Here is a 24,360-nt window from a genome sequence, read left to right as displayed (position 1 = left end):
TCCACGAGCGGCCGGACCCACCACGACCGGAGAGCGGCGCACACAGCACGACCGGAGAGCGGCGCACACAGCACGACCGAAGAGCGGCGCACACAGCACGACCGAAGAGCGGCGCACCCAGCACGGAAGAGCGACGCACACAGCACGAACGAAGAGCGCGTGAGGAAGTCCCGCGGTGCCCCCACCCCCGCCTCCCCTCGGCCGTGGCCGCAAGCGTGCGGCCCACGCCTTCGACGCCGCTCTCGACGACGCCGAACTCGTCACGGTCCGCTCCGCCCTGGCCCAGGGCCGCTGGCAGGCGGTCCGCTCGCTGCTCGCGCGCACCGGTGACGACTGGGACCGCCGCGCGCACCGCGTCACCGTCCTCGCCCGGGAGGCGCACACCGCCGCCTGGGTCCGCGACTGGCTGCTCGCCGAACCCGAGTCCGCCGACGCGTCCGTACTCCTCGGCGCCGCCCTGGTCGGGCGCGCGCTGCACGGCCGGCAGAAGCCGGACCCGGCCCGCGAGGCGTGCCGCGCGGCGGCCGCCCTCGCGCCCGCCGACCCGACGCCCTGGCTCGCCCTGCTCCTGCTGGAGCGCTCCCTGGGCGCCGAGGAGGACGTGGTCCGCCTCTTCGACGAGGTACGGCTGCGCCACCCGGACCACCACCACGCCCACCACCTGATGGTGGCGGCGCTCGCCGAACGCCACGCCGCCGCCGGTCCCGACCCGCTGCACGAGGTCTACGACTTCGCCAACTGGGCCGCCGAGCAGGCCCCCGCCGACTCCCCGCTGGCCATCCTGCCGGTGGTCGCCCACGCCGAGCGCTACCGCGCGCTGGCCGCGGCGGGCCGGGCGGGCGCCGACCCGGCCGGCTGCGGGCACTGGGCGGGCCGCAGGGCCAGACAGGTGATGAAGACCGCCTTCGACTGGTGGCTGGAGTGGGGGCAGGAAGGCCATCCGCGGCGCATGGTCGACCTGAACTACCTCGCCCACGCCAAGCACTGCGAGGGCCGCGCCGCCGAGGCCGCCGCCCTCTTCCTGCGCATCGGCGACCACGCCACCGAGCACCCCTGGTCCTACCCGGAGCGGGACCCGTACACCGCCTTCCGCACCGCCCGCGCCACCGCGCTCGGCACCGCCTAGCGCGCCTCCCGGCCCTCGCAAGCCCCCAGACCCTGGCCCCGACGCCCGAAAGGACGCCCCGATGACGACGGGCAGTTCGAACCCGAGCAGACCGACCGCCGACGGCGGCGGCATCAGCACCTTCAAGGGCCCGGAACGCGCCCTGCGCGCCGACCGGCTCGGCACGGGCGGCCTGCTGCTGTCCGTGCTGGCCGCGACCGCCCCGCTGATGGTGGTCGCCGGGGTCATGCCCACCACCTTCGCGGTCATGGGCATCGTCGGGCAGCCGCTGCTCTTCGTGATCCTCGGCGTGGTGCTGGTCCTCTTCAGCCTCGGGTACGCCGAGATGAGCCGCCATGTGCACAACGCGGGCGCCTTCTACGCCTACATCTCCCGCGGTCTGGGCGGCACCGCCGGGGCGGGCGCGGCGCTCGTCGCGCTCGTCGCCTACAACGCCCTCCAGGCCGGTATCTACGGCATCTTCGGCTTCGAGGTGTCCAACCTGTTCGCCACCTACGCCGATCTCACCGTCGCCTGGTGGATCCCGGCGCTCGCGGCCGTCGCCCTGGTCGGCGCGCTCGGCTGGCTGAAGATCGACGTCAACGCGCGCGTGCTCGGCGTGCTGCTGGTGATCGAGGTCGTGCTGGTCGTCGTCTTCGACGTGGCCGCCGTGGGCGACCCGGGCCCGGCCGGTCTGTCCCTGCACGCGTTCGACCCGGACACCCTGTCGGGCGCGGGCATCGGCACCGCGCTGTGCTTCTGCATCGCCGCCTTCCTCGGCTTCGAGCAGGCCCCCGTCTACGCCGAGGAGACCAGCCGCCCGCACATCCTGGTGCCCCGCGTGATGTTCCTCGCGGTCGCCGGGGTCGCCGTCTTCTTCGCGCTCAGCAGCTGGGCGCTGACCGTCGCCACCGGCCCCTCGGCGATCGTCGGCACCGCCCGCGAGGAGAGCGCCGGACTGCTGTTCTCGCTCACCGAGTCCCGGCTCGGCAACACCTTCACCGACGTCCTGCACGTCCTGTTCGTGACCGGCATGTTCGCGGCGATGCTCAGCTTCCACAACGTCGTCGCCCGCTACGCCTTCGCCATGGGCCGCGAGGGGCTGCTGCCCCCGGTCTTCGGCCGCACCTCCAGCGCCAGCGGGGCCCCGGCCACCGGCTCCCTGTCGCAGACGGTCTTCTCGCTGCTGATCGTGGCCGCCTTCGCGGTCACCGACGACAAACCGGCCGGCGACCCGACCGCACCCGTCCTGCACCTGTTCACCTGGGGCGGCAACATCGGCGCGCTCGGCGTGATCCTCCTGATGGCGGCCGCCTCGCTGTCGGTGATCGTCTTCTTCGTGCGGCGCGGCGCCGCACGCACCCAGGGCTGGCGGCTGGTCACCTCCGCCCTGGCCGGGCTCGCCCTGCTGGTGATCGCCCTCTACACGGTGAAGGACTTCGACGTCCTGGTCGGCACGGGCCCCGGCTCGGCCCTGAGCCGGATCCTGCCCGGCATCATCGGCCTCGCCGCGCTCGTCGGCCTGGTCCAGGGGGCCGTGCTGCGCGCCCGCAGACCCGAGGCGCACGCCCGCATCGGCCTGGGCAACGAGGCGTTCCAGCTGGAGAAGGCGGCCGAGTCGGCACCGTGACGTCCGGCGGGGCGGATGCGGGCGGCAGGGCGGACGCGGGCGGCGGTGGCGCCTCGTACGCGTCCCGGCGCGTATGAGGCGCGGCTCGTACGCGCTTCGGCTGGTACGTGGTCCGGCGCCACCGCCGCCGGACCGGCGCTAGACGATCAGCGACAGCAGCAGGACCAGCGCACCGGCCACCACGGAGATGATCGTCTCCATCAGCGACCAGGTCTTGACCGTCTGCCCGACGCTCAGCCCGAAGTACTCCTTCACCAGCCAGAACCCGGCGTCGTTGACATGGCTGAAGAACAGCGAGCCGGCCCCGATCGCCAGCACCAGCAGCGCCGTGTGCGCGGTCGACATGTCGGCCGCCAGCGGCGCGACCAGACCGGCGGCCGAGACGGTCGCCACGGTCGCCGAGCCGGTCGCCAGCCGGATGGCCACCGCGATCAGCCAGGCCAGCAGCAGCGCCGGGATCGACCAGTCCTTGGAGATGTCCAGGATCATCTGGCCCACACCGCAGTCGATCAGCGTCTGCTTGAAGCCGCCGCCGGCGCCGACGATGAGCAGGATGCCCGCGATGGGCATCAGGCCCTTCTCCACGGTGGAGTTGATCCGCTCCCTGGTGAAGCCGGCCGGGCGGCCCAGCGTGAACATACCGACGATCACCGCGGCCAGCAGCGCGATCAGCGGGGAGCCGATGACGTCGAAGACCCGCTGGGTCATGTTCGTACCGTCGTCGACGACGATGTCCACCAGGGCCTTGGCCAGCATCAGCACGACCGGCAGCAGCACCGTGGCGAGCGTGGCGCCGAAGCCCGGCCGGTGCTCCAGCTTCTCCGAGGCGCGCTCCGGGAGCATGCGGTCGGGCGCGGGCACGTCCACCCAGCGGGCCGCCACCTTGGAGAACAGCGGACCGGCGATGATCACGGTCGGCACGGCGACGACGATGCCCAGCGCCAGTGTCACGCCCAGGTTGGCCTTGACCGCGTCGATCGCGACCAGCGGACCGGGGTGCGGCGGGATCAGACCGTGCATCACGGACAGACCGGCCAGGGCCGGGACGCCGATCCGCATCAGCGAGTAGTTGCCGCGCTTGGCCACCATCAGCACCACCGGGATCAGCAGCACGATGCCGACCTCGAAGAACAGCGGCAGCCCGATCACCGAGGCGATCAGCACCATGGCCCACGGCATCGCCCGGCCCTTGGCCCGCGCCAGGATCGTGTCCACCACCTGGTCGGCGCCGCCCGAGTCGGCGAGCAGCTTGCCGAGCACCGCGCCCAGCGCGATCAGCACGCCGACACCGGCGACGGTCGAACCGAGTCCGCTGGTGAAGCTGGTGATCGCCTTGTCCAGCGGCGCGCCGGCGACCGCGCCGAGCACCAGCGAGCCGATGGTCAGCGACAGGAAGGCGTGCAGCTTGAACCGGGTGATGAGCAGGACGATGACGGCGATGCCCGCCAGGACGGCGATGCCCAGCTGGGCGTGTCCGGCCGAGGTGATCGCCGGGGGCGCGTCCGCTGCCAGCATCTCGACGCTGAGTCTGGTCACGGGGTGTTCCCTTGGAGGTGAAGAGGGACAGGGGCGGTGGGTGTCGGGGCGGTGGGGGTCGGGGAGGTGGGTTTCAGGGGAAGCGCGGCCGGTGGCCGCGCGGCAGCGGAAGCGTCAGAGCGGGGACGGCCCGGCCTGCGCGGTGGTGTCCGGCGCGGTGCCGTCGAGGCCGTCCAGGGCGGCCGCGGCGCGCGCGGCGATCTGCTCGGGCGAACCCGAGACGTCCACCGCGACACCGCGCTCGTCCGCCTCCAGCGGCTGGAGCGTGGCGAACTGCGAGTCCAGCAGCGCGGTCGGCATGAAGTGCCCCTGGCGCTGCGCCATCCGGTCCTCGATGAGCTCGCGGTCACCGGTCAGATGCACGAAGACGACCCCGGGGGCCGCCGCCCTGAGCCGGTCGCGGTAGGCCCGCTTCAGGGCCGAGCTGCTCACCACCCCGCCGAGCCCGGCCCGCCCGTGCGCCCAGGCGCCGATGGCGTCGAGCCAGGGGCGGCGGTCCTCGTCACCGAGCGGGATCCCGGCCGCCATCTTGTCGATGTTGGCCTGCGGGTGGAAGTCGTCGCCCTCGGCGTACGGGACGCCGAGCCGGCCCGCGAGCAGGGGACCGATGGTGGTCTTGCCCGTACCGGCGACGCCCATCACCACGACGACGTGGGGGGTGCGCATCACTGCCTCGCTGTCTTCCTCGACATGGGACGCCGCCATCCGGCGTCCGCCACACTGAAACCCATTAGGTACGACGAATTCAAGAGTCTGTGACATATAAGTCTGACTTTTCGATTCCGTGACCCACCCCGTACGCTGAGTGCATGAGCACATCGGGCCGGGGTCTGCACGGCCGCGTACTGGACACCCTCGGCCCCGCGATCACCGCGGGTGAGTACCCTCCGGGCAGCGTCCTGCGCACCGACGAGCTGGCACAGCGTTTCGACGTCTCACGCTCCGTGATGCGCGAGGCGGTCCGTGTCCTGGAGTCCATGCACCTGGTCGCCTCCCGCCGCCGCGTCGGCGTGACCGTGCGCCCGCAGCACGAGTGGAACGTCTACGATCCCCAGGTCATCCGCTGGCGGCTGGCCGGCGCCGACCGGCCGCGCCAGTTGCGCTCCCTGACCGTGCTGCGCTCGGCGGTCGAACCGGTCGCGGCCGGACTCGCCGCCCGGCACGCCGACGCCGAGCAGTGCGCCGAACTCACCGAGTGCGCTCTCGGGATGGTCGCCAACTCACGCGGCCACCGGCTGGAGCAGTACCTGTTCCACGACATGGCCTTCCACCGCGTGATCCTCACCGCCTCGGGCAACGAGATGTTCGCGCGCCTGGGCGACGTCGTCGCCGAGGTCCTCACCGGCCGCACCCACCACGAGGTCATGTTCGAGGACCCCGACCCCGCCGCCGTCACCCTGCACGTCCAGGTCGCCGAGGCCGTCCGCGCCCGCGACGCCGAACGCGCCGAGCGGCTGACTCGGGAGATCACCGTCGGCGCCCTCCAGGAACTGGACGTCCTGGCGCCGTAGCCGTGCCACGGCCTCGGCGCGGCTACGCCAGGAAGTCACCGTCCACGTACACCCACGCGCCGTCCACCCGCTCGAAGCGGCTGCGCTCGTGCAGCGAACCGCCCCGGTAGGACGCCCGGAACGTCACCGTCCCGGTGGCGTGGAAGGCGGAGCCGTCCGCCGTGTCCAGGATCTCCAGGCCCGTCCAGCGCATCCCCGGATCCAGCTCCAGAAGCTCCGGCCTGGTCCGCGGGTGCCAGGTCCGCAGCAGATACCCCGCGTCCCGCCGCACGAAGGCGCTGTACCGCGACCGCATCAGCGCCTCGGCGCTCGGAGCGGTGGCCGCGCCGGAGTGGTAGCGGCCGCAGCACTTCTCGTACGGCCCGGTCAGCCCGCACGGGCAGGAACGCGTGGTCATGGCGCCCATTCTGCCCGCCCCCGCGCGCGCCGGCGGACGCCCCCTGCCGGGACCGCGCGGCCCGCATCCGCGCGAGGCACAGTGGACAGTGGAAGGGGCGCGAGGAGCAGCAGGAGCAGCAGGAGGAGCAGGAGGAGCAAGAGGAGCCGGAGAAGCCCCGGCGAGCGGAGCCGGGGCGAGCGGAGCTGAGGAGGGACCGACGATGACGCGACCCGTCGACACCAGCCGGCCTGCGTCCGTCAAGGAATGGCGGCTGAACCTGTACCTGTCCGAACACGACCCGGACACCACCGCCCGGATCGTCCTGGACACCGGCGACAACGTCCTGGAGAGCTGCGCGGAGGCCCGCCGCAGCCCCTACGACCCCGATGTGCCCGAGATAGGCGACGAACTCGCCGCCGGCCGGGCCCTGATCGCGCTGGGCCGCGCACTGATGCGCGCCGCCTCGGGCGACATCGAGGCGGTGGGGGCGCCCGAGGCGACGTCGTCCGCCCCGCTGTGGACCTCCGGGGAGTGAGGGAGCCCGACCGTGCTCTTCACGGACCGTGCGGCGGCGGGCAGGCGGCTCGGCGACCGGCTGGCCGCTCTCGCCGGGCGGCCGGACGTCGCCGTGCTCGGCCTGCCGCGCGGCGGCGTCCCGGTCGCCGCCGCGGTGGCCAGGGCGCTCGGCGCCCCGCTGGACCTCTGCCTGGTACGGAAACTGGGCGTGCCCGCACAGCCCGAACTGGCCATGGGCGCGCTCGGCGAGGACGGCGTGCGGGTCGTGGACGACATGGTGGTGCGCGAGGCGGGCGTACCACCGGCGGCGCTGGAGCGCGTGGCGGAGCGCGAACAGCGCGAACTGCTCCGCCGGGCCGCCCGCTACCGCGGCGAGCGGCCCGCGCTCCCCGTCGCCGGGCGGACCGTCGTGCTGGTCGACGACGGGGTGGCCACCGGTTCGACCGCGCGGGCGGCCTGCCGGACGGTACGGGCCCGGGGCGCCGCGCGCACCGTGCTCGCGGTGCCGGTCGCCCCGCCGGACTGGACCCGGCGCCTGGCGGGCGAGGCCGACGAACTGGTCGCGCTGGAGACCCCGCCCGGCTTCTTCGCCGTCGGCCAGTTCTACGCCGACTTCGCCCAGCTCGACGACGCGGACGTCCTCGCCTGCCTGCGCGAGGCGGCCTCCGGCAACCGGACGGAGCGGACCGGGGAGCCGGGGGAGACCGCCGAGGAGACCGAGACCGAGACCGAGGCCGAGGCCGAGGCCCGGGTGGAAGTGGAGGCAGAGGCAGAGGTAGAGGCAGAGGCGGAGGTGGTGGAGGTCGAGGCGGGCCCGGTCCGGCTGGCCGGACACCTGACGATCCCCGCCGCCCCGACCGGCCTCGTCGTCTTCGCGCACGGCAGCGGCAGCGGCCGGCACAGCCCGCGCAACCGGTACGTCGCCGCCGGGCTGCACCGCGCCGGGCTCGGCACCCTGCTGTTCGACCTGCTCACGGAGGAGGAGGCGGGCGAACGCGACAACGTCTTCGACACCGCCCTGCTGGCCGCCCGCCTCACCGCCGCCACGGCCTGGCTGCGCCGCCGCCCGGACACCCGGAACCTCCCCCTCGGCTGCTTCGGCGCCAGCACCGGGGCCGCCGCCGCGCTACGGGCCGCCGCGGACCCGGCGGCGGACCTCGCCGCGGTCGTCTCCCGCGGCGGCCGCCCCGACCTCGCAGGCCCCGCCCTGCCCGCCGTGACCGCCCCCACCCTGCTGATCGTCGGCGGCGCCGACCCCCAGGTCCTGGACCTCAACCGCCAGGCCCAGACCCACCTGACCTGCGAGAACCGCCTCGCCGTCGTCCCCGGCGCCACCCACCTCTTCGAGGAACCCGGCACCCTGGAGCAGGCCACAGCCCTGGCCCGCACCTGGTTCACGACCCACCTGACACCGCCCACCGCCCCCGAAAACGCGAAAGACCCCAGATGAACTGGGGTCTCTGCTGGTGTTGCTGGTGTCCGAGGGGGGACTTGAACCCCCACGCCCGATAAAGGGCACTAGCACCTCAAGCTAGCGCGTCTGCCATTCCGCCACCCGGACAAGGTGTCTGCCGTGCGGGGTTTCCCCCGCGGCGACGACGTAAACATTACCAGGCTTTCCGGTGTGCCCGATCACCCCCGGTCCGCGCCCGGCCCGGGGCGTGAACGCGCTGTGACGGGCCGGGGGCGCCCTTGGGTCCCGGGCGCCGGGAGAGGGAGGATGAGTGGACCACGGGCACACGAGATGGGCCACCAGCACACCAGCGGGAGGAAGCAGCGTGAGCGAGACGGACACGGCCAGGGGCGTCACCGGCGAGGACGAGGTCGTGGACCTCTGCCGTGAGCTGATCCAGATCGACACCAGCAACTACGGCGACCACTCGGGCCCCGGCGAGCGCAAGGCCGCCGAGTACGTCGCCGAGAAGCTCGCCGAGGTGGGCCTCGAACCGAAGATCTTCGAGTCCCACCCCGGCCGCGCCTCGACCGTGGCGCGCATCGCGGGCGAGGACCCGTCCCGGCCCGCGCTGCTCATCCACGGCCACACCGACGTCGTACCGGCCAACGCCGACGACTGGACGCACCACCCCTTCTCCGGAGAGGTCGCGGACGGCTGCGTGTGGGGCCGGGGCGCGGTGGACATGAAGGACATGGACGCGATGACGCTGGCGGTCGTGCGCGACCGGCTGCGCAGCGGGCGCCGGCCGCCCCGGGACATCGTGCTCGCCTTCCTCGCCGACGAGGAGGCGGGCGGCACGTACGGCGCCCGGTACCTGGTCGACCGCCACCCGGACCTCTTCGAGGGCGTCACGGAGGCGATCAGCGAGGTCGGCGGCTTCTCCTTCACGGTCAGCGAGCAGCGGCGGCTCTATCTGATCCAGACGGCCGAGAAGGGCATGCACTGGATGAAGCTGACCGTGGCCGGCACCGCGGGCCACGGGTCGATGATCCACCGGGACAACGCGATCACCGAGCTGTCCGACGCCGTCGCCCGGCTCGGCCGGCACGAGTTCCCGGTGCGGGTCACCAAGACCACCCGGGCCTTCCTCGACGAACTCGGCGACGCCCTCGGCACCGAGCTGGACCCGGAGAACATGGAGGGGACCCTCGCCAAGCTGGGCGGCATCGCCAAGCTCATCGGCGCGACCCTGAGCAACAGCGCCAACCCGACCCAGCTGGGCGCCGGTTACAAGGTCAACGTCATCCCGGGCGAGGCGACCGCGCATGTCGACGGGCGCTTCCTGCCGGGCTTCGAGGAGGAGTTCCTGGCCGACCTGGACCGGATCCTCGGCCCCCGGGTCAAGCGCGAGGACGTGCACGCCGACAAGGCCGTGGAGACCACGTTCGACGGGCCGCTGGTGGCGGCGATGCAGTCCGCGCTGGTGGCCGAGGACCCGGCCGCGAAGGCCATCCCGTACATGCTCTCCGGCGGCACGGACGCCAAGTCCTTCGACGACCTGGGGATCCGGGGCTTCGGCTTCGCCCCGCTGAAGCTGCCGCCGGAGCTGGACTTCGCGGGCATGTTCCACGGGGTCGACGAGCGGGTGCCGGTGGACGGTCTGCGGTTCGGCGTGCGCGTGCTGGACCGGTTCATCGACGCCTCCTGACCCTGGTCAGCGCCCGCTTGACCCCGATAATCGACCGCCTGTGCGGGCATGACTGAGAAGAGTGAATCCGACCATAAGCTCGTAGCTCCATTACTCCCTCCTCGTTACAGGTAATGCGATCAGCAACACGGGATCGCTTTTGCCAACTAGGAGGAATAATGATCAAGAAGGTCGTCGCTGCCGCGGTTGCCACCGGTGGGCTGGTCCTCGCGGGCGCGGGCCTGGCCGCCGCCGACTCCGGAGCCCAGGGTGCCGCCGTGCAGTCCCCGGGCGTCGTCTCCGGCAACGTCATCCAGGTGCCCGTGCACGTGCCGGTGAACGTCTGCGGCAACACGATCTCGGTGATCGGGCTGCTGAACCCCGCCTTCGGCAACACCTGCGTCAACAAGTGACGTTGTGCCCCGCCCCGTGAGGGTCTGAAGTCATCGACTCCGTGGGGGGTCTGAACCCGCCGGCCCCGGCGCGCGCGCCATGCGCTCCGGGGCCGGCCGGTTTTTTCGCGCGGTCGCCGGGTGTACTCATCCGCCCGAGCGCGAGCGCGCGTTCCGGAAGGTTCGAGAAGGTCGAGAGCAGGGATTCAGCAACATGCGACAGGTCACCCGCAAGGGCCTGATGACCGTGGCCGCGGCCACCGGTGTGCTCGCCGCGGCGAGCGGTGCCGCGTACGCCGACGCGGGCGCCACCGGCACCGCGGCCGGCTCGCCGGGCGTGCTGTCCGGCAACACGGTGCAGGTGCCGGTGCACGTGCCCGTGAACATCTGCGGCAACACCGTGAACGTCGTCGGGCTGCTCAACCCGGCGATGGGCAACAAGTGCGCCAATGGCGGCGAGGGCAGCGGCGGGCACGGAGAGCACGGAGGGCACGGCCACGGGGGGACGGGTCACGGCGGCAGCGGTCATGGCGGAAGCGGTCATGGGGGCAGCGGTCACGGCGGCTCCGGCGGCGGTGCGCAGGCCGGCGGTCACACCGGGGGCTCACCGGGCGTGGGCTCCGGGAACCAGGTCCAGGTGCCGATCGACGTCCCCGTGAACGTCTGCGGCAACAGCGTCGACGTCATCGGCGTGGGCAACGCGGCCTTCGGCAACACCTGCGCCAACCCGGGCGGTCCCGGCGGTCACCCCACGCCCCCGGGCCACGGCAACCCGCCCGGCCACCCGGGCACGCCCGGCCACCCCGGCACCCCGGGGCACCCCGGCACGCCCGGTCATCCGGGCCACCCCGGTCACCCGGGCACTCCCGGTCACCCGGGCACTCCCGGTCACCCGGGTACTCCCGGTCACCCGGGTACTCCGGGGCACCCGGGCACGCCCACCACTCCGCCCACCACGGGCGGCCGGACGCCCGGCGGAGCGGTGCACATCAACCAGCCCGCCCCGCAGACCGTGACCCCGCCCCGGGCGAGCGGCCAACTCGCTCACACCGGCAGTGAGCTGCACCTGGGCCTCGCCCTGCCGGCCGGTGCCGGAGCGCTGCTGGCGGGCGCGGTGCTGTACCGCAGGGCGCGCGCCTCGGCCTGATCCGCACCGGCGCACACCTGAGCGGGCCCCGCGTCGGCGGGGCCCGCGAGGGCCGGGCGGGGGCGGGATCAGGACGGCTTCGGCCGGGTCACCAGGTGGCGCGCACCTGGCGGATGATCCGCCGCCGCAGCCGCACCCGGCGGCTGCCGTCGCGCAGCAGGCTCAGGCGGTACAACTCCCAGTGTCCGTACTCGGCATGGTCGGTCAGCAGACGTGCCGTCTCGTTGCGGGACACCCCACGCGGGACGAACACGTCGACAAATTCGTATTCCGGCATCGCATCTATTGTGCGGGCTGGGGCCCGGTACGGATAGCGTCTGCACTATGTCTGATGCTGCGCAGCCCACCGCTGCCGAGGTACGCGCCGCCGCCGAGGCGGTCAAGACCGCGCTCGACCGTCACCTGGCGGCGGTCGAACGCAGGTCGGGGGACGACGACCCGGCCGTCTACGAGGCGTTCAACCAGCTGGCCGCCGCCGCGGAGGCGTACGACGAGCTGCTCTACGACCGCTACGACGAGGTCACGCCCTTCGAGATCCCCGGTGACGACTCGCTGCCGCCGTACGCGGGCCCCGAGGAACCGAACGCGATCAGCGTGCTGATCCGCCGCGACTACGCCGTGGCCGACCCGCAGCGGCTGCTGGCCCAGGCCGAGCGGGTGGAGGCCGCGGACGCCGAGGGCGCCGCGGGCATCGGCACGGGCCCGTCCGACACGGTGCACGGGGCCCTCGGGGTGCTCTTCGGCGAGTTCGAACCCGACGAGATCGCCTCCCGGCACAAGGAGTTCGGCCTGGAGGAGGGCGACTCCACCCTCTGGGTCACGGCCTCGGACGAACCCGCCGACCCGGGCGACTGGCTGGAGGCGCCCTTCGAACAGGTCGATCCGGAACTGGTCGTCTGCCGCTTCGACGTCAGCGCGGTCTTCGACGACGAGACGGACGAGGACGAGACCGACGCCGACGACGACCTTGACGAGGTCGACGACGACGAGGATCTGGAGCCGCTGGACGCGCGGGAGCACTGACGCGGGAGCACTGAGCGGACGCGGCGGCCCGTGACGGGGCGGCCCGCGGTGGCCGGGGCGGGGCCTCCGGGACCACCGCCCCGCCGCGCCCCGCCCCGCCGCGTCCCGTCCTGTGCCACCCCGTCCCGTCCCGTCCCGGGCGGCGCTCCCCGGGCCGGGACGCGACGTACGGCGTCAGTCCTGGCCCGCCACCGCCTGGCCCGCCTGGGCCGCCTCCTCCCCGCCGGTCTGCGGGACCAGCAGGACGGGCAGCCGGGTCGTACGCGGCCGGGCCCCGACCTCGGCCACGGCCCTGGGCAGCGCCTGCTCCACCCCGTGCACCACGGACAGATGGCGGCTCGCCCGGCCGAAAGCGGTGTAGACCCACGGCCGGCTGAGCGCCTGCGCCGCGTCGCCCGGCAGCACCACGACCGCCGCGGGCCACCGGCCGCCCACGGCCTGGTGCGCGGTCAGCGCCCATCCGTGCCGCACCCGGCCTTCCACCTGGTCCTTCGGGACGACCACGGACTCGCCCGAGCAGGACAGGTGCAGGCCCTCGGCGTCGGCGCGCACCACCTGGCCGGGCAGCGCGCGGCCGGGCGCGGGGGAGTAGACGACACGGTCGTCCGGGTCGAAGCCGCCGAAGCGGCCGGGGCCCGGATTGAGCCGTTCCTTGAGGGCGGCGTTGAGCGCACGGGTGCCCGCCGCGCCGCCGTGGCCCACGGTGATCACCATGGTCTGCGCGGTGGGGACGCCGATCGCCCGCGGCACCGAGTCCGCGACGAGCTGCACCGTGCGGTGCACGGCCTCGCCCGCGTCCCGCACCGGGACGATGACGACCTCCTTGCCCGGCGCCTCCACCTGGGTCAGCTCGCCGACGCCGATACCGGAGACCAGCTCGCCCAGCGGACCCGGATCCGGTGTCCGCGAGGCGATGTGCGGACAGATCCCCGCCGCCAGCAGATCCGCGAAGACCCGTCCGGGACCCGCGGACCACAGCACACCGGGATCCCCGGCCAGCACCAGCCGGGCGCCGTCCGGCAGGGACTCCACGACCAGGGCGGCCGTCTCGACGTCCAGCTGGGGTGTGTCGAGCACGACGAGGAGGTCCAGGTCGAAGGCGCCGTCGGTGTCCCGGCCCGGCCCCTCGGCACCGGACAGCAGCCCGGCGACCGTGGCCACGGCGGACCCGCCCGCCCCGGAACCCGCCGTGCCGTCCGCACCGGGCCGCTCGGCCCCGCCGGAACCGCCGGAACCGCCGGGCCCCTCGGAGGAATCGCCGAGCAGCTCCGCGAAAGCGTCCCGGCCCAGCGGGCTGTGCGCGGCGGCCCAGGCACGCAGCCCCAGACCGCGGGCCTCCCGGAGCAGCCGTGCCGTCTCGGCCCGGGACGCCTCCCCGCCGGTGTGCAGCACCAGGGCGTGCCCGGCGACCGCGCGGATCAGCTCGGCGGCGGAACCCCGGGCCGCACCGGCGGCCCGCTCCCAGTCCTCGCCCGGACCGTCCTGCTTCGGCACGGAGTTGACCAGCCGGGCCAGGCCGTCCGCGAGGCTCTCCTCGGCGAGCGCGTACCGCTCCAGGCCGACGAGGATCCGTACCGGACGGCCTTCGCCCTCCTCGCCCGTGCCGCCGTCCTCCTCGCCAGGGACCGCGTCGTGGGCCGGGGCGGACGGTGCTCCCGGCTCGTCCAGGGCGTCCTGGAACACCAGGGCCTCGCCCTCCGCGAGCGCGGACTGCATGGCCTCGTCTGGGTCGGGGACGCCCCGCTGGGCCAGTGCGGAGGTGAGGGCCGGAGCCTCCAGCGCGGTGTGCCCGGCGAGCGCCGCCTGCTCCAGGAGCCAGACCGTGAACGCCCGGCCGCGCCGCTCGTCGGCGGGCCCGCACTCGGCACCCAGCAGCGCCCGCGCGAAGCCGTCTGCCTGCTCGGGGCGCACCCCGGGAACACGCAGCAGCTGCCAGGGGTCGGAGTGCAGCAGCTCCGCCGCGCCCTCGCCGAGAGCCGCCGCGACCGCGGCGGCGAGCGCCTGCGGTGCCCCGCCCTCGGCCAGCACCCGGCCCACGGCCTCGACGGTCTCACCGGCCGGGGGCGCGGGCGCGGTGGCCGCCGCCGGCGGCGGTACGGGCGCCGGGCGCGTCCGCTCGGCGGCGGGCCTGCGCCGCGCGGACTCCGCCTCGGGCTCGGCGAACACGGCGGCCGCGGGCTTCTCGCCGCTCTCCACGGCCCGCACCGCGGCGAGCAGATCGGCGGCCGGACCGCTGAGCTTCGTCCCGGCCTCGATCGGTCCTCTCGCCTCCTTCTCGGCCTTCCGGCGCTCGATGCGCTCCCGCTCGATCCGCTGGGCCGCCAGCTCGGCCGCCGCCTCGGACAACTGGGCGGCGCCGTCCGTGCCGCTCGCGGCCCCGGCGCCGGAGCCCTCCCCGGCAGCGGCGTCCGCACTGCCGTCTCCGGTCTCACCGCTGTCTTCGGCCTCTCCGGCCGCGCTGCCATCCTCACCGTCGCCCGTGTCGCCCGTGTCGCCCGTGTCGCCCGCGTCGCTCCCGTCGACGTCCGCAGGGTCGGCGGGCTCGGCGGGTTCGGCGGCGGAGTCCGGGGACTTCGCCCCTTCGCTCCCGCTCGCGGCAGGCTCCCGCCCGTCGGTATCCGGCGTCCCCGGCCCGGTGTTCTCCGTGGTCTCCGGCTCCGTGCTCACAGCGTGCTCCAGTCGTGATCGGGATAGCGGTGCACGGGCGCCGACACATCGTCGAGCGCCCGGCAGATCTCGTCAGGAAGACTAAGGCTCTCCACTGACAACGCGGCCGTGAGCTGCTGCGCCGTGCGCGCGCCGACGATCGGGGCGCTCACCCCCGGCCGGTCGCGGACCCAGGCCAGGGCGACCTGGAGCGGCGTCACCGCCAGCCCGTCGGCGGCCGTCGCCACCGCGTCGGTGATCCGGCGCGCGGTGTCGTCGAGGTACGGCTCGACGAACGGGGCCAACTGCTCCGAGGCGCCCCGCGAGTCCGGCGGCAGCCCGTCGCGGTACTTGCCGGTCAGCACGCCCCGGCCCAGCGGTGAGGAGGGCAGTATCCCGATGCCCAGGTCGAGCGCGGCGGGCAGCACCTCGCGCTCGACGCCCCGCTGGAGCAGGGAGTACTCCATCTGCGTGCTCGCCAGCCGGGTCCGGGTGCCCGGCGCGGCGAGCTGCCAGGTCGCCGCCTTGGCCAACTGCCAGCCGCAGAAGTTGGAGACCCCGGCGTACCGCACCCGCCCGCTGCTCACGGCCAGGTCGAGTGCCTGGAGGGTCTCCTCCAAGGGGGTGGACGGGTCGTAGGCGTGCACGTGCCACACGTCGATGTGGTCCGTGCCCAGCCGGGCGAGCGAGTCGTCCAGGGCCGCCAGCAGATGGCCGCGGGAGCCGTCGAAGCGCCGGTCGGGGTCGGGGACGCTGCCCGCCTTGGTCGAGACGACCAGGTCGTGGCGGGGCACCAGGCCGTCCATGAGCCGTCCCAGCAGGTACTCGGCCTCGCCGTCGCCGTAGACGTCCGCCGTGTCGACGAGGGTGCCGCCCGCCTCCCAGAACGCCTTCAGCATGTCCGCAGCGTCGTGCTCGTCGGTGTCCCGGCCCCAGGTGAGGGTGCCGAGGCCGATGCGGGACACGCGCAGGCCCGTACGGCCGAGATGCCTCTGCTCCATGAACGCCGAGATTACTGGCCACGGATGCCCCGTGGGTGACCTGTGGACAACCGGATCCGCCCCGGTGGCGACCTGTGGACGACCGGTCGCGTCCCCGGCGCGGGCCCCGGACGAGGCCGCCGTCACACCGTCCGCGGCCTGCCGGATCCACCGGCCTCGCGCTAGGGTCGTGCGCACACGCACGTTACTCATCGGTAAGGGGATTGGGCATGCGGCTCGGGATCAACCTCGGCTACTGGGGTGCCGGCATGGACGCGGACAACCTGGCCGTGGCCCAGGAGGCGGACCGCCTCGGCTACGACGTGTGCTGGGCGGCCGAGGCCTACGGCTCCGACGCGGCCACCGTCCTCACCTGGGTCGCGGCGCAGACCGAACGCATCGACGTCGGCTCGGCCATCTTCCAGATCCCCGCCCGGCAGCCCGCGATGACGGCGATGACCGCCGCCACGCTGGACTCGCTGTCCGGCGGCCGGTTCCGGCTCGGCCTCGGCGTCTCGGGACCGCAGGTCTCCGAGGGCTGGTACGGCGTCAAGTTCGACAAGCCGCTCGCCCGCACCCGCGAGTACGTCGAGATCGTCCGCAAGGCCATGACCCGCGAGCGGCTGACCCACGACGGCGAGCACTGGACGCTGCCGCTGCCCGGCGGCCCCGGCAAGCCGATCAAGCTGACCGTGCATCCGCAGCGCGAGCACATCCCGCTCTACATCGCCGCCATCGGCCCGAAGAACCTGGAGCAGACCGGCGAGATCGCCGACGGCGCGCTGCTCATCTTCCCCTCCGCCGACCACCTGGAGGAGACGGCGATCCGCCCGCTGCGGGCCGGACGGGAGAAGGCCGGGCTGACGATGGACGGCTTCGACGTCTGCCCGACCGTGCCTCTCGCGCTCGGCGACGACAAGGACGTGTCCGCGCTCGCCGACACCTTCCGCCCGTACACGGCGCTGTACGTCGGCGGCATGGGCAGCCGCAAGCAGAACTTCTACAACCAGCTCGCCGGACGCATGGGCTACGAGAAGGAAGCCGCCGAGATCCAGGACAAGTACCTGTCCGGCGACAAGCAGGGCGCCGCGGCCGCCGTGCCGGAGCGGTTGATCGACCAGACCACGCTGCTCGGCTCCGTCGACCGGATCGCGGACCGGATGAAGGCGTACGCGGCGGCCGGTGTCACCACCCTCACCCTCGCCCCGGCGGGCTTCACCCGCGACGAGCGCCTGGCCTCGCTGCGCGCCGGCACCGCGGCCCTGGAGCGCGCCGGACTGGCGTGACACCGGCGTGACACCGGACCGCGACGCGGACCGTGCGAAGACGCGGACCATGCGAAGAGGGCGGGTGCGCCGGACGCGCACCCGCCCTCCCGGGACGTCTCACGGCCGCGGTGAGGGCTCGGGGGTCCTCCCCGCCACGGCCGTCACCAAGAACAACGCGCCGGAGCCCGTGGGGTTACGGCCCGCGCGCCGGGCGTGCGCCGCGTCCTCCGGCGCGACCCGCCCCGCGCGTGTCGCGCCACCCGGGCGACCGCGTCCGACGCACTCGACGCACCCGACGCGCCCTCAGCGTCGGTGCGGTGGTCCGGCGGTGCAGCGGTGCGGCACCGAGGCCGCCCGGATCCGCCGTCCTCACAGCCAGTCCCGCCGCTTGAACTGCCGGTACAGCAGCACCTCCAGGACGGCCATCAGCCCGATCACCGCCGGGTACGACCAGATCCAGTGCAGTTCGGGCATGTGGTCGAAGTTCATGCCGTAGATCCCGGCGATCATCGTCGGGATCGCGGCCATGGCCGCCCACGCGGAGATCTTCCGCATGTCGTCGTTCTGCTGGACGCTGGTCTGTGCCAGATGGGCGGAGAGGATGTCCGAGACGAGCCGGTCCAGGCCCTCCACAGACTCGTTCACCCGGGTCAGGTGGTCGCTGACGTCCCGGAAGAAGGGGTGCGCCGAGTCGTCCACGAACGGGACGGTCGCGGTGAACGCGCCCACCCCGGTCCCGCCCAGGCGCGCCATGGGCACCGCGAGCGGGCCCGTCGCGCGCCGGAACTCGGTGATCTGCCGCTTGAAGTTGTAGATGCGGGAAGCGGTGTGCCGCGAGCCGCCCCGGTCGGGGGAGAAGACCTCCGCCTCCAGCTCCTCCAGGTCGGTCTGCAACTCGGTCGCCACGTCCAGATAGTGGTCGACGGTCGCGTCGGCGATCGCGTACAGCACGGCGGTCGGACCCTTGCCGAGCATCTCCGGCTCCTGTTCCAGCCGGTGCCGTACGACGGCCAGTCCGTCGCTCTCGCCGTGACGCACGGTGACGACGAACGAGTCGCCCAGGAAGATCATGATCTCGCCGGCCGACACCTCGTCGCTCTGCGGCTCGTACCCCACGGGCTTGAGGACCGCGAACAGTGAGTCGTCGTAGACCTCCAGCTTGGGCCGCTGGTGCGCCTTCAGGGCGTCCTCGACCGCCAGCGGATGCAGGCTGAACTCCTCGGTGACCAGGTCGAACTCCTGCTCGGTCGGCTCATGCAGTCCCACCCACACGAACCCCCCGGCCGCCCGTGCCTCGGCCAGGGCGTCGGAGAAGTCCTCCGGGCCCTCCGTGCGGTGCCCGCCACGGTAGATGCCACAGTCGACGATCACTGAGCGTGTTCCCCTTTCGTCCGGCCGACGCCGGAGCCGCGTATACCCCTACCCTGGCCGCATGCCCACGCTGATCCTCGTCAGGCACGGACGTTCCACCGCCAACACCGCGGGACTGCTCGCCGGCTGGACGCCCGGCGTCGCCCTCGACGAACGCGGTGCCGCACAGGCCGCCGCGCTGCCCGGCCGGCTCGCCGCGCTGCCGCTCGCCGAGGTGGTCACCAGCCCGTTGCAGCGCTGCCAGGAGACCGTACAGCCCCTCCTGGACGCCCGGCCCGGCCTGGGCGCGCACACCGACGAGCGGATCGGGGAGTGCCACTACGGCGACTGGTCCGGCCGCAAGCTCGCCGAACTCAAGGACGAGCCGCTGATGGAAGTCGTCCAGGCACACCCCTCCGCCGCCGCCTTCCCCGGCGGCGAGTCCCTGCGCGCCATGCAGACCCGCGCCGCCGAGGCGGTACGCGAGTGGAACGCGCGCGTGGAGCGCGACCACGGCCCCGACGCCGTCTACCTGATGTGCTCCCACGGCGACATCATCAAGTCCCTGGTCGCCGAGGCGCTCGGCCTCCACCTCGACCTCTTCCAGCGGATCTCCGTCGAGCCCTGCTCGGTCACCGCGATCCGCTACACCAGGCTGCGGCCCTTCCTGGTGCGCCTCGGCGACACCGGCGACCTCGCCTCCCTCGCCCCGCGCGAGGAGAGCGCCGGCGGCGACGCACCGGTCGGGGGCGGCGCGGGCGCACCGTGATCGTCGCCCGCAGTAGGGTGAAGCGGTCGCCGTAGCCCCACCCCCTCCGTCTTTTGCCGTCGTTTCCCCCGTTTCTCCCGATCCCCATGGAGACAGGACGTGTCCCGTCAGGTGTTCCTCTACGACCCCCCGGACCGTTTCGTGGCCGGCACGGTCGGGCTGCCCGGACGCCGTACGTTCTTCCTCCAGGCCACCGCAGGCTCCCGGGTGACCAGCGTGGCCCTGGAGAAGACCCAGGTCGCGGCGCTCGCCGAACGCATGGACGAACTGCTCGACGAGGTGGTGCGCCGCAGCGGCGGCAACGCCGCCGTGCCCGCGATGGCCCCCACCGAGATCGCCGACACCGGCCCGCTGGACACCCCCGTCGAGGAGGAGTTCCGGGTCGGCACCATGGCACTCGCCTGGGACGGCGAGGAAGAGCGCATGGTCGTCGAGGCCCAGGCCCTCGTCGAACTCGACGCCGAGTCCGAGGAGGACCTCGCCGAGGCCGAGGAACGGCTGCTCCAGGACGAGGAGAACGGCCCCCCGATGCTGCGGGTCCGGCTCACCGGCATCCAGGCGAGGGCGTTCGCCAAGCGCGCACTCGACGTCGTCAACGCCGGGCGGCCGCCGTGCCCGCTGTGCAGCCTCCCGCTCGACCCGGAAGGACACGTATGTCCGCGCCAGAACGGATACCGCCGCGGGGCGTGACGCCGCACGCGGCGTCCGCCGAACTGCTCGCCCGCGGCGAGCTGACCGTGCGCGGCCGTATCCGTGAGGCCTCCAACGCGGCGCTGCTGTGCACCGTCGCGTACGACGGCCGGGAGGCGTCCTGCGTCTACAAGCCGGTCGCCGGGGAGCGCCCGCTGTGGGACTTCCCCGACGGCACCCTGGCCGGCCGCGAGGTGGCCGCCTACGAGGTCTCCGAGGCGACCGGCTGGCACCTGGTGCCGCCGACCGTGCTGCGCGAGGGCCCCTACGGCGAGGGCATGGTCCAGCTGTGGATCGAGGCCCAGGAGGAGGGCCCCGGCACCGAACTGCTCGCTCTGCTGGACGCCGAGGAGCCGGGGCCCGGCTGGAAGGCGATCGGCTTCGCCGAGGTCGGCGAGGACCGCACCGCGCTCCTGGTGCACGCCGACGACGAGCGGCTGCGGCGGCTGTCCGTGCTGGACGCGGTGATCAACAACGCCGACCGCAAGGGCGGCCATCTGCTGCCCGCCCCGGACGGCCGTCTCTACGGCATCGACCACGGCGTCACCTTCCACACCGAGAACAAGCTGCGCACCCTCCTGTGGGGCTGGGCCGGCGAGCCCCTGCCGCAGGAGGCCCTGGGCGTCCTCAAGGGCCTCAGGGACGCCCTGGGCGACGGCGGCACCCTCGCCACCCGGCTGGCCGCCCTCATCACCCCGGCGGAGATCGGGGCCGCACGCGCGCGCGTGGACGCCCTCCTCGCCTCCGGTGTCCACCCCGAGCCGACGGGGGAGTGGCCGGCGATCCCCTGGCCACCGGTGTAGCGGCGGCGCGGCAGCACACCCGCCGTGATCGCGCAAGAACGCCTTACCGGTCATCTGCGCGGTCCGGTTCGTAGACGGGACCGCGGTCCGGTTACGCTCATGACATGCATGCCTGGCCCGCTTCCGAGGTCCCCGCCCTGCCTGGTCAGGGCCGCGACCTGAGGATCCACGACACCGCGACCGGGGGCCCGGTGACCCTCGACCCCGGTCCCGTCGCCCGTATCTACGTCTGCGGCATCACGCCGTACGACGCCACCCACATGGGGCACGCGGCGACCTACAACGCGTTCGACCTCGTCCAGCGCGTGTGGCTCGACACCAAGCGCCAGGTCCACTACGTCCAGAACGTGACCGATGTCGACGATCCGCTGCTGGAGCGGGCGCAGCGCGACGACGTCGACTGGGTGAAGCTGGCCGAGCAGGAGACGGCGCTGTTCCGCGAGGACATGACCGCTCTGCGGATGCTGCCGCCGCGCCACTACATAGGCGCCGTGGAGGCGATACCCGGCATCGTCCCGCTGGTGGAGCGCCTGCGTGACCTGGGCGCCGCCTACGAACTCGACGGCGACGTCTACTTCTCCGTCGAGTCCGACCCCCACTTCGGCGAGGTCTCGCACCTCGACGCCGCCGCGATGCGGCTGCTGTCCGCCGAGCGCGGCGGCGACCCCGACCGCCCCGGCAAGAAGAACCCGCTCGACCCGATGCTGTGGATGGCGGCCAGGGACGGCGAACCGAGCTGGGACGGCGCCTCCCTGGGCCGCGGCCGGCCCGGCTGGCACATCGAGTGCGTGGCCATCGCCCTCGACCACCTCGGCATGGGCTTCGACGTCCAGGGCGGCGGCTCCGACCTCGTCTTCCCGCACCACGAGATGGGCGCCTCGCACGCCCAGGTGCTCACCGGCGAGTTCCCGATGGCCAAGGCGTACGTGCACGCGGGCATGGTCGCGCTGAACGGCGAGAAGATGTCCAAGTCCAAGGGCAACCTGGTCTTCGTGTCCCGGCTGCGCCGCGACGGCGTGGACCCGGCCGCCATCCGGCTCGCGCTGCTCGCCCACCACTACCGCTCCGACTGGGAGTGGACCGACCAGGTGCTCGCGGACGCCGTGGCGCGGCTGGACCGCTGGCGCGCGGCCGTCTCCCGGCCCGACGGCCCGTCCGCCGACGCGCTGGTGGAGGAGATCCGCGACGCCCTCGCCGCCGACCTGGACTCCCCGGCCGCGCTCGCCGCTGTCGACCGCTGGGCCGCGCTCCAGCAGGAGCGGGGCGGCACCGACACCGGCGCGCCCGGTCTGGTCTCGCGGGCCGTGGACGCCCTGCTGGGCGTGGCCGTCTGACCCGGCCGGTTCCCTGACGGCGATCGGGGGCGGTGCGCGATCCGCGCACCGCCCCCGATCCGTCCGTCCCCGGCTCCGGGCCGCTCAGTCCTTCGGAGCGTCGTCCCCCGGGCCGCCGTCGCCGCCGTCCCGGCCGACGGCGCCGCCGTCGTCACCGTCGCTCCCGTCGGTCTCCGCCTCGGGCTCGTCGGTCTCCGCCTCGGGCCGCTGGGGCTTCGGCGGCCGGGTGCGCCCGCCGGGGCCGTCCCGCAGGAACGAGCCGCCCTCGCCGCCGTCCGTCGTGGCATGCCCGCCGGAGGAGGGTCCACCGCCGTCCCGGCGCCGCAGATACCGCTCGAACTCGCGGGCGATGGCCTCGCCCGACGCCTCCGGCAGCTCGGCGGTGTCCCGGGCCTCCTCCAGCGTCTGCACGTACTCGGCGACCTCGGTGTCCTCGGCGGCCAGCTGGTCCACGCCCACCTGCCAGGCCCGTGCGTCCTCGGCCAGCTCGCCCAGCGGGATCCGCAGGTCGAGCAGGTCCTCCAGGCGGTTCAGCAGCGCCAGCGTGGCCTTCGGGTTGGGCGGCTGCGACACGTAGTGCGGCACCGCCGCCCACAGCGAGACCGCCGGGACGCCCGCGTGCGTGCACGCCTCCTGGAGGACGCCCACGATGCCCGTCGGGCCCTCGTACTTGGTCTCCTCCAGGTCCATCCGGCGGGCCAGGTCGGCGTCGGAGGTCGTCCCGCTGATCGGCACCGGGCGGGTGTGCGGGGTGTCGCCGAGCAGGGCGCCCAGGATCACCACCAGCTCCACCCCCAGCTCGTGCGCGAAACCGAGCAGTTCGTTGCAGAACGAGCGCCAGCGCATGGACGGTTCGATCCCGCGCACCAGGACCAGATCGCGCGGTTTGTCCCCGCCGATGCGCACCACCGACAGTCTCGTCGTCGGCCAAGTGATCTTACGCACACCGCCGTCCATGAAGACCGTGGGGCGGTTCACCTGGAAGTCGTAGTAGTCCTCGGCGTCCAGCGCCGCGAACACCTCGCCCTTCCACTCCTTCTCCAGATGCGCGACCGCGGTGGAGGCGGCGTCGCCGGCATCGTTCCAGCCCTCGAACGCGGCCACCATGACCGGGTCGATCAGCTCGGGTACCCCCTCGAGCTCGATCACCCAGCGCCTCCTTCCGACGTGCCCTCGCTTGACCCACCAACCTTACGGCGTGCGACGGGGGCGACCGCGACCCCCTTGCACGGGGGAGTGAACGCATCACTGCCCCGTCCGAGACACTCGAACACCCATGATCGCCGCTGCCCCCCGCCGGACCCCCGGCGAGCCCCACACATCCGAGGGCTGACCGCTGTCACAGCGCCGAGCGCAGCCAGTGCTCGACGCTCGCGATGTGCACCGTCGCCCATGAACGGGCCGCCTCCGCGTCCCGGTCGCGCAGCGCGCCGAGGATCGCCCGGTGCTCGCGCAACGTGCGGCCCACGGCGTCCTCCTGGGTCAGCCCGCGCCAGACCCGGGCCCGCGTGGTGGGCCCGGACAGCCCGTCGAGCAGGGAGCAGAGCACCGAGTTGCCCGAGCCGGACACGATGGCCCGGTGGAACTCCAGGTCCGCTGAGACCAGTTCCTCCACCGAAGGGGCCGGGCCCAGCGAGTCCAGCCGCGCCTCCAGGGCGTCCAGACACCGCTCGTCGAGGCGGGCGGCCGCCAGCGCGGTCGCGGCCGGCTCCAGGATGCGGCGCACCGCCAGGAACTCCAGCACGGTGTCGTCGCGGTGGAAGTCGACGACAAAACTCAGCGCCTCCAGCAGGAGTTGCGGATCCAGACTGCTCACATACGTGCCGTCGCCCTGGCGCACGTCCAGGATCCGCATCAGCGACAGCGCGCGCACCGCCTCCCGCAGGGAGTTGCGCGACAGCCCCAGTCCGGCGGCGAGTTCGCTCTCCCTGGGCAGCCGGTCACCGGGCCGCAGCGCACCGGAGACGATCATCGCCTTGATCTTCTCGATCGCCTCGTCGGTCACTGCCATGCTCGGTCTCCGCTCCGTCAGACATGGGATGTCTCGGCGGCCATTATGCGGCCGGGCCGCCGCACCGCTCCCGGCCCGCCGCCCGGTCCCGCGCTCCGCTACGAAGCCCCGGACACCCCTCGCGCACGGAGCCCGGGACGGCCTTCCCGCACGGAGCCCGGGGCGGCCCCGGACAGCCGGTGGGGGC

Annotated in this window: 23 protein-coding genes and 1 tRNA gene; 14 read left to right on the top strand and 10 right to left on the bottom strand. The window is 73.7% G+C overall.

The genetic code is table 11. The features are described 5' to 3' along the window. The first annotated feature begins 175 nt into the window (after window positions 1–175). Together ACWDYF_RS16235 and ACWDYF_RS16230 are read left to right on the top strand one after the other, a co-directional pair. A complete protein-coding gene (locus ACWDYF_RS16235) occupies window positions 176–1,126 on the top strand; it encodes a hypothetical protein (protein WP_389464043.1) in 951 nt (316 codons plus the stop codon). A 61-nt stretch (window positions 1,127–1,187) separates the two neighbouring features. Continuing rightward, complete coding sequence (locus ACWDYF_RS16230) at window positions 1,188–2,735, top strand: APC family permease (RefSeq protein ID WP_381736988.1); 1,548 nt, start codon at window positions 1,188–1,190, stop codon at window positions 2,733–2,735. 138 nt (window positions 2,736–2,873) lie between these two features. Here the strand turns inward: ACWDYF_RS16230 and ACWDYF_RS16225 are convergent, their stop codons facing one another. Further along, the gene (locus tag ACWDYF_RS16225) at window positions 2,874–4,271 is read right to left on the bottom strand and encodes a GntP family permease (RefSeq protein ID WP_037896647.1); all 1,398 of its coding nucleotides are present in this window, start codon (window positions 4,269–4,271) and stop codon (window positions 2,874–2,876) included. Between the two features lie 114 nt (window positions 4,272–4,385). Next, window positions 4,386–4,937 (bottom strand): gluconokinase, encoded by a 552-nt coding sequence (locus ACWDYF_RS16220; RefSeq protein ID WP_389464285.1) that lies wholly within the window; start codon window positions 4,935–4,937, stop codon window positions 4,386–4,388. A gap of 143 nt (window positions 4,938–5,080) precedes the next feature. Here ACWDYF_RS16220 and ACWDYF_RS16215 point away from each other — a divergent pair, with 143 nt between their 5' ends. Beyond that, window positions 5,081–5,782 (top strand): FadR/GntR family transcriptional regulator, encoded by a 702-nt coding sequence (locus tag ACWDYF_RS16215; protein WP_037896645.1) that lies wholly within the window; start codon window positions 5,081–5,083, stop codon window positions 5,780–5,782. Window positions 5,783–5,804: 22 nt separating this feature from the next. On the opposite strand, the gene ACWDYF_RS16210 is transcribed toward ACWDYF_RS16215, so the two are convergent. Beyond that, window positions 5,805–6,179 (bottom strand): YchJ family protein, encoded by a 375-nt coding sequence (locus ACWDYF_RS16210; RefSeq protein ID WP_381736989.1) that lies wholly within the window; start codon window positions 6,177–6,179, stop codon window positions 5,805–5,807. Between the two features lie 202 nt (window positions 6,180–6,381). Between ACWDYF_RS16210 and ACWDYF_RS16205 the strand changes: the two genes are divergently transcribed. Beyond that, a complete protein-coding gene (locus ACWDYF_RS16205; protein WP_381736990.1) occupies window positions 6,382–6,696 on the top strand; it encodes a dsRBD fold-containing protein in 315 nt (104 codons plus the stop codon). A gap of 12 nt (window positions 6,697–6,708) precedes the next feature. Then, window positions 6,709–8,127 carry a phosphoribosyltransferase family protein gene (locus tag ACWDYF_RS16200; RefSeq protein ID WP_389464046.1) on the top strand — a complete coding sequence of 473 codons (1,419 nt, stop codon included), beginning with the start codon at window positions 6,709–6,711 and terminating at the stop codon, window positions 8,125–8,127. A gap of 23 nt (window positions 8,128–8,150) precedes the next feature. Here ACWDYF_RS16200 and ACWDYF_RS16195 read toward each other — a convergent pair. Further along, window positions 8,151–8,238 (bottom strand) — tRNA-Leu (locus tag ACWDYF_RS16195). Window positions 8,239–8,455: 217 nt separating this feature from the next. Here ACWDYF_RS16195 and ACWDYF_RS16190 point away from each other — a divergent pair. The 3 genes from ACWDYF_RS16190 (at window position 8,456) to ACWDYF_RS16180 (ending at window position 11,299) form a co-directional block, all read left to right on the top strand. Continuing rightward, window positions 8,456–9,781, top strand: a complete 1,326-nt coding sequence (locus tag ACWDYF_RS16190; RefSeq protein WP_389464048.1) for a M20/M25/M40 family metallo-hydrolase — start codon at window positions 8,456–8,458, stop codon at window positions 9,779–9,781. A 158-nt stretch (window positions 9,782–9,939) separates the two neighbouring features. Then, the gene (gene chpH / locus ACWDYF_RS16185; protein WP_018570377.1) at window positions 9,940–10,173 is read left to right on the top strand and encodes a chaplin ChpH; all 234 of its coding nucleotides are present in this window, start codon (window positions 9,940–9,942) and stop codon (window positions 10,171–10,173) included. A gap of 193 nt (window positions 10,174–10,366) precedes the next feature. Then, on the top strand, window positions 10,367–11,299 hold the full coding sequence (locus ACWDYF_RS16180) for a chaplin (protein ID WP_389464050.1): 933 nt from the start codon (window positions 10,367–10,369) through the stop codon (window positions 11,297–11,299). A gap of 88 nt (window positions 11,300–11,387) precedes the next feature. Here the strand turns inward: ACWDYF_RS16180 and ACWDYF_RS16175 are convergent, their stop codons facing one another. Then, on the bottom strand, window positions 11,388–11,576 hold the full coding sequence (locus ACWDYF_RS16175; protein WP_026252957.1) for a DUF5703 family protein: 189 nt from the start codon (window positions 11,574–11,576) through the stop codon (window positions 11,388–11,390). A 47-nt stretch (window positions 11,577–11,623) separates the two neighbouring features. Here ACWDYF_RS16175 and ACWDYF_RS16170 point away from each other — a divergent pair, with 47 nt between their 5' ends. Beyond that, window positions 11,624–12,322 carry a hypothetical protein gene (locus tag ACWDYF_RS16170; RefSeq protein ID WP_389464052.1) on the top strand — a complete coding sequence of 233 codons (699 nt, stop codon included), beginning with the start codon at window positions 11,624–11,626 and terminating at the stop codon, window positions 12,320–12,322. A 174-nt stretch (window positions 12,323–12,496) separates the two neighbouring features. Here ACWDYF_RS16170 and ACWDYF_RS16165 read toward each other — a convergent pair whose 3' ends face one another. Together ACWDYF_RS16165 and ACWDYF_RS16160 are read right to left on the bottom strand one after the other, a co-directional pair. Beyond that, window positions 12,497–14,989: a helix-hairpin-helix domain-containing protein gene (locus tag ACWDYF_RS16165; RefSeq protein WP_389464054.1), complete on the bottom strand. Its 2,493-nt coding sequence runs from the start codon at window positions 14,987–14,989 to the stop codon at window positions 12,497–12,499. Then, on the bottom strand, window positions 14,986–15,969 hold the full coding sequence (locus tag ACWDYF_RS16160; protein ID WP_389464055.1) for an aldo/keto reductase: 984 nt from the start codon (window positions 15,967–15,969) through the stop codon (window positions 14,986–14,988). The genes ACWDYF_RS16165 and ACWDYF_RS16160 overlap by 4 nt, the downstream gene beginning before the upstream one ends. 209 nt (window positions 15,970–16,178) lie before the next feature. On the opposite strand from ACWDYF_RS16160, the gene ACWDYF_RS16155 reads away from it, so the two are divergent. Then, the gene (locus ACWDYF_RS16155; protein ID WP_018570371.1) at window positions 16,179–17,234 is read left to right on the top strand and encodes an LLM class F420-dependent oxidoreductase; all 1,056 of its coding nucleotides are present in this window, start codon (window positions 16,179–16,181) and stop codon (window positions 17,232–17,234) included. Between the two features lie 351 nt (window positions 17,235–17,585). Here the strand turns inward: ACWDYF_RS16155 and ACWDYF_RS16150 are convergent, their stop codons facing one another. Beyond that, the gene (locus ACWDYF_RS16150; RefSeq protein WP_018570370.1) at window positions 17,586–18,587 is read right to left on the bottom strand and encodes a magnesium and cobalt transport protein CorA; all 1,002 of its coding nucleotides are present in this window, start codon (window positions 18,585–18,587) and stop codon (window positions 17,586–17,588) included. A 61-nt stretch (window positions 18,588–18,648) separates the two neighbouring features. On the opposite strand from ACWDYF_RS16150, the gene ACWDYF_RS16145 reads away from it, so the two are divergent. From ACWDYF_RS16145 to mshC, 4 genes are all read left to right on the top strand, one after another. Continuing rightward, complete coding sequence (locus ACWDYF_RS16145; RefSeq protein ID WP_018570369.1) at window positions 18,649–19,335, top strand: histidine phosphatase family protein; 687 nt, start codon at window positions 18,649–18,651, stop codon at window positions 19,333–19,335. A 99-nt stretch (window positions 19,336–19,434) separates the two neighbouring features. Then, window positions 19,435–20,025 (top strand): DUF3090 domain-containing protein, encoded by a 591-nt coding sequence (locus ACWDYF_RS16140; protein WP_018570368.1) that lies wholly within the window; start codon window positions 19,435–19,437, stop codon window positions 20,023–20,025. Then, entirely contained in the window at window positions 19,989–20,828 is an 840-nt protein-coding gene (locus ACWDYF_RS16135; protein ID WP_389464058.1) for an SCO1664 family protein, read from the top strand. The genes ACWDYF_RS16140 and ACWDYF_RS16135 overlap by 37 nt, the downstream gene beginning before the upstream one ends. A gap of 104 nt (window positions 20,829–20,932) precedes the next feature. Beyond that, window positions 20,933–22,162: a cysteine--1-D-myo-inosityl 2-amino-2-deoxy-alpha-D-glucopyranoside ligase gene (gene mshC / locus ACWDYF_RS16130; RefSeq protein WP_381736997.1), complete on the top strand. Its 1,230-nt coding sequence runs from the start codon at window positions 20,933–20,935 to the stop codon at window positions 22,160–22,162. Window positions 22,163–22,246: 84 nt separating this feature from the next. Here the strand turns inward: mshC and ACWDYF_RS16125 are convergent, their stop codons facing one another. Both ACWDYF_RS16125 and ACWDYF_RS16120 read right to left on the bottom strand, forming a co-directional pair. Continuing rightward, complete coding sequence (locus tag ACWDYF_RS16125; protein ID WP_389464060.1) at window positions 22,247–23,311, bottom strand: PAC2 family protein; 1,065 nt, start codon at window positions 23,309–23,311, stop codon at window positions 22,247–22,249. 190 nt (window positions 23,312–23,501) lie between these two features. Then, window positions 23,502–24,173, bottom strand: a complete 672-nt coding sequence (locus tag ACWDYF_RS16120; RefSeq protein WP_381736999.1) for a FadR/GntR family transcriptional regulator — start codon at window positions 24,171–24,173, stop codon at window positions 23,502–23,504. Window positions 24,174–24,360 lie beyond the last annotated feature (187 nt).

Source organism: Streptomyces sp. NPDC003284, from assembly GCF_053589675.1.
Note: the sequence above shows the minus strand (reverse complement) of the source record. Positions and strands in the feature narration are given on the sequence as shown.

Excerpts from the sequence above, each read along its gene's own strand:
- ACWDYF_RS16230 (WP_381736988.1), top strand. The coding sequence starts at position 1,188 with ATGACGACGGGCAGTTCGAACCCGAGCAGACCGACCGCCGACGGCGGC.
- ACWDYF_RS16220 (WP_389464285.1), bottom strand. The coding sequence starts at position 4,937 with ATGCGCACCCCCCACGTCGTCGTGGTGATGGGCGTCGCCGGTACGGGC.
- ACWDYF_RS16215 (WP_037896645.1), top strand. The coding sequence starts at position 5,081 with ATGAGCACATCGGGCCGGGGTCTGCACGGCCGCGTACTGGACACCCTC.
- ACWDYF_RS16210 (WP_381736989.1), bottom strand. The coding sequence starts at position 6,179 with ATGACCACGCGTTCCTGCCCGTGCGGGCTGACCGGGCCGTACGAGAAG.
- ACWDYF_RS16205 (WP_381736990.1), top strand. The coding sequence starts at position 6,382 with ATGACGCGACCCGTCGACACCAGCCGGCCTGCGTCCGTCAAGGAATGG.
- chpH (WP_018570377.1), top strand. The coding sequence starts at position 9,940 with ATGATCAAGAAGGTCGTCGCTGCCGCGGTTGCCACCGGTGGGCTGGTC.
- ACWDYF_RS16180 (WP_389464050.1), top strand. The coding sequence starts at position 10,367 with ATGCGACAGGTCACCCGCAAGGGCCTGATGACCGTGGCCGCGGCCACC.
- ACWDYF_RS16175 (WP_026252957.1), bottom strand. The coding sequence starts at position 11,576 with ATGCCGGAATACGAATTTGTCGACGTGTTCGTCCCGCGTGGGGTGTCC.
- ACWDYF_RS16170 (WP_389464052.1), top strand. The coding sequence starts at position 11,624 with ATGTCTGATGCTGCGCAGCCCACCGCTGCCGAGGTACGCGCCGCCGCC.
- ACWDYF_RS16160 (WP_389464055.1), bottom strand. The coding sequence starts at position 15,969 with ATGGAGCAGAGGCATCTCGGCCGTACGGGCCTGCGCGTGTCCCGCATC.
- ACWDYF_RS16155 (WP_018570371.1), top strand. The coding sequence starts at position 16,179 with ATGCGGCTCGGGATCAACCTCGGCTACTGGGGTGCCGGCATGGACGCG.
- ACWDYF_RS16145 (WP_018570369.1), top strand. The coding sequence starts at position 18,649 with ATGCCCACGCTGATCCTCGTCAGGCACGGACGTTCCACCGCCAACACC.
- ACWDYF_RS16135 (WP_389464058.1), top strand. The coding sequence starts at position 19,989 with ATGTCCGCGCCAGAACGGATACCGCCGCGGGGCGTGACGCCGCACGCG.
- mshC (WP_381736997.1), top strand. The coding sequence starts at position 20,933 with ATGCATGCCTGGCCCGCTTCCGAGGTCCCCGCCCTGCCTGGTCAGGGC.
- ACWDYF_RS16120 (WP_381736999.1), bottom strand. The coding sequence starts at position 24,173 with ATGGCAGTGACCGACGAGGCGATCGAGAAGATCAAGGCGATGATCGTC.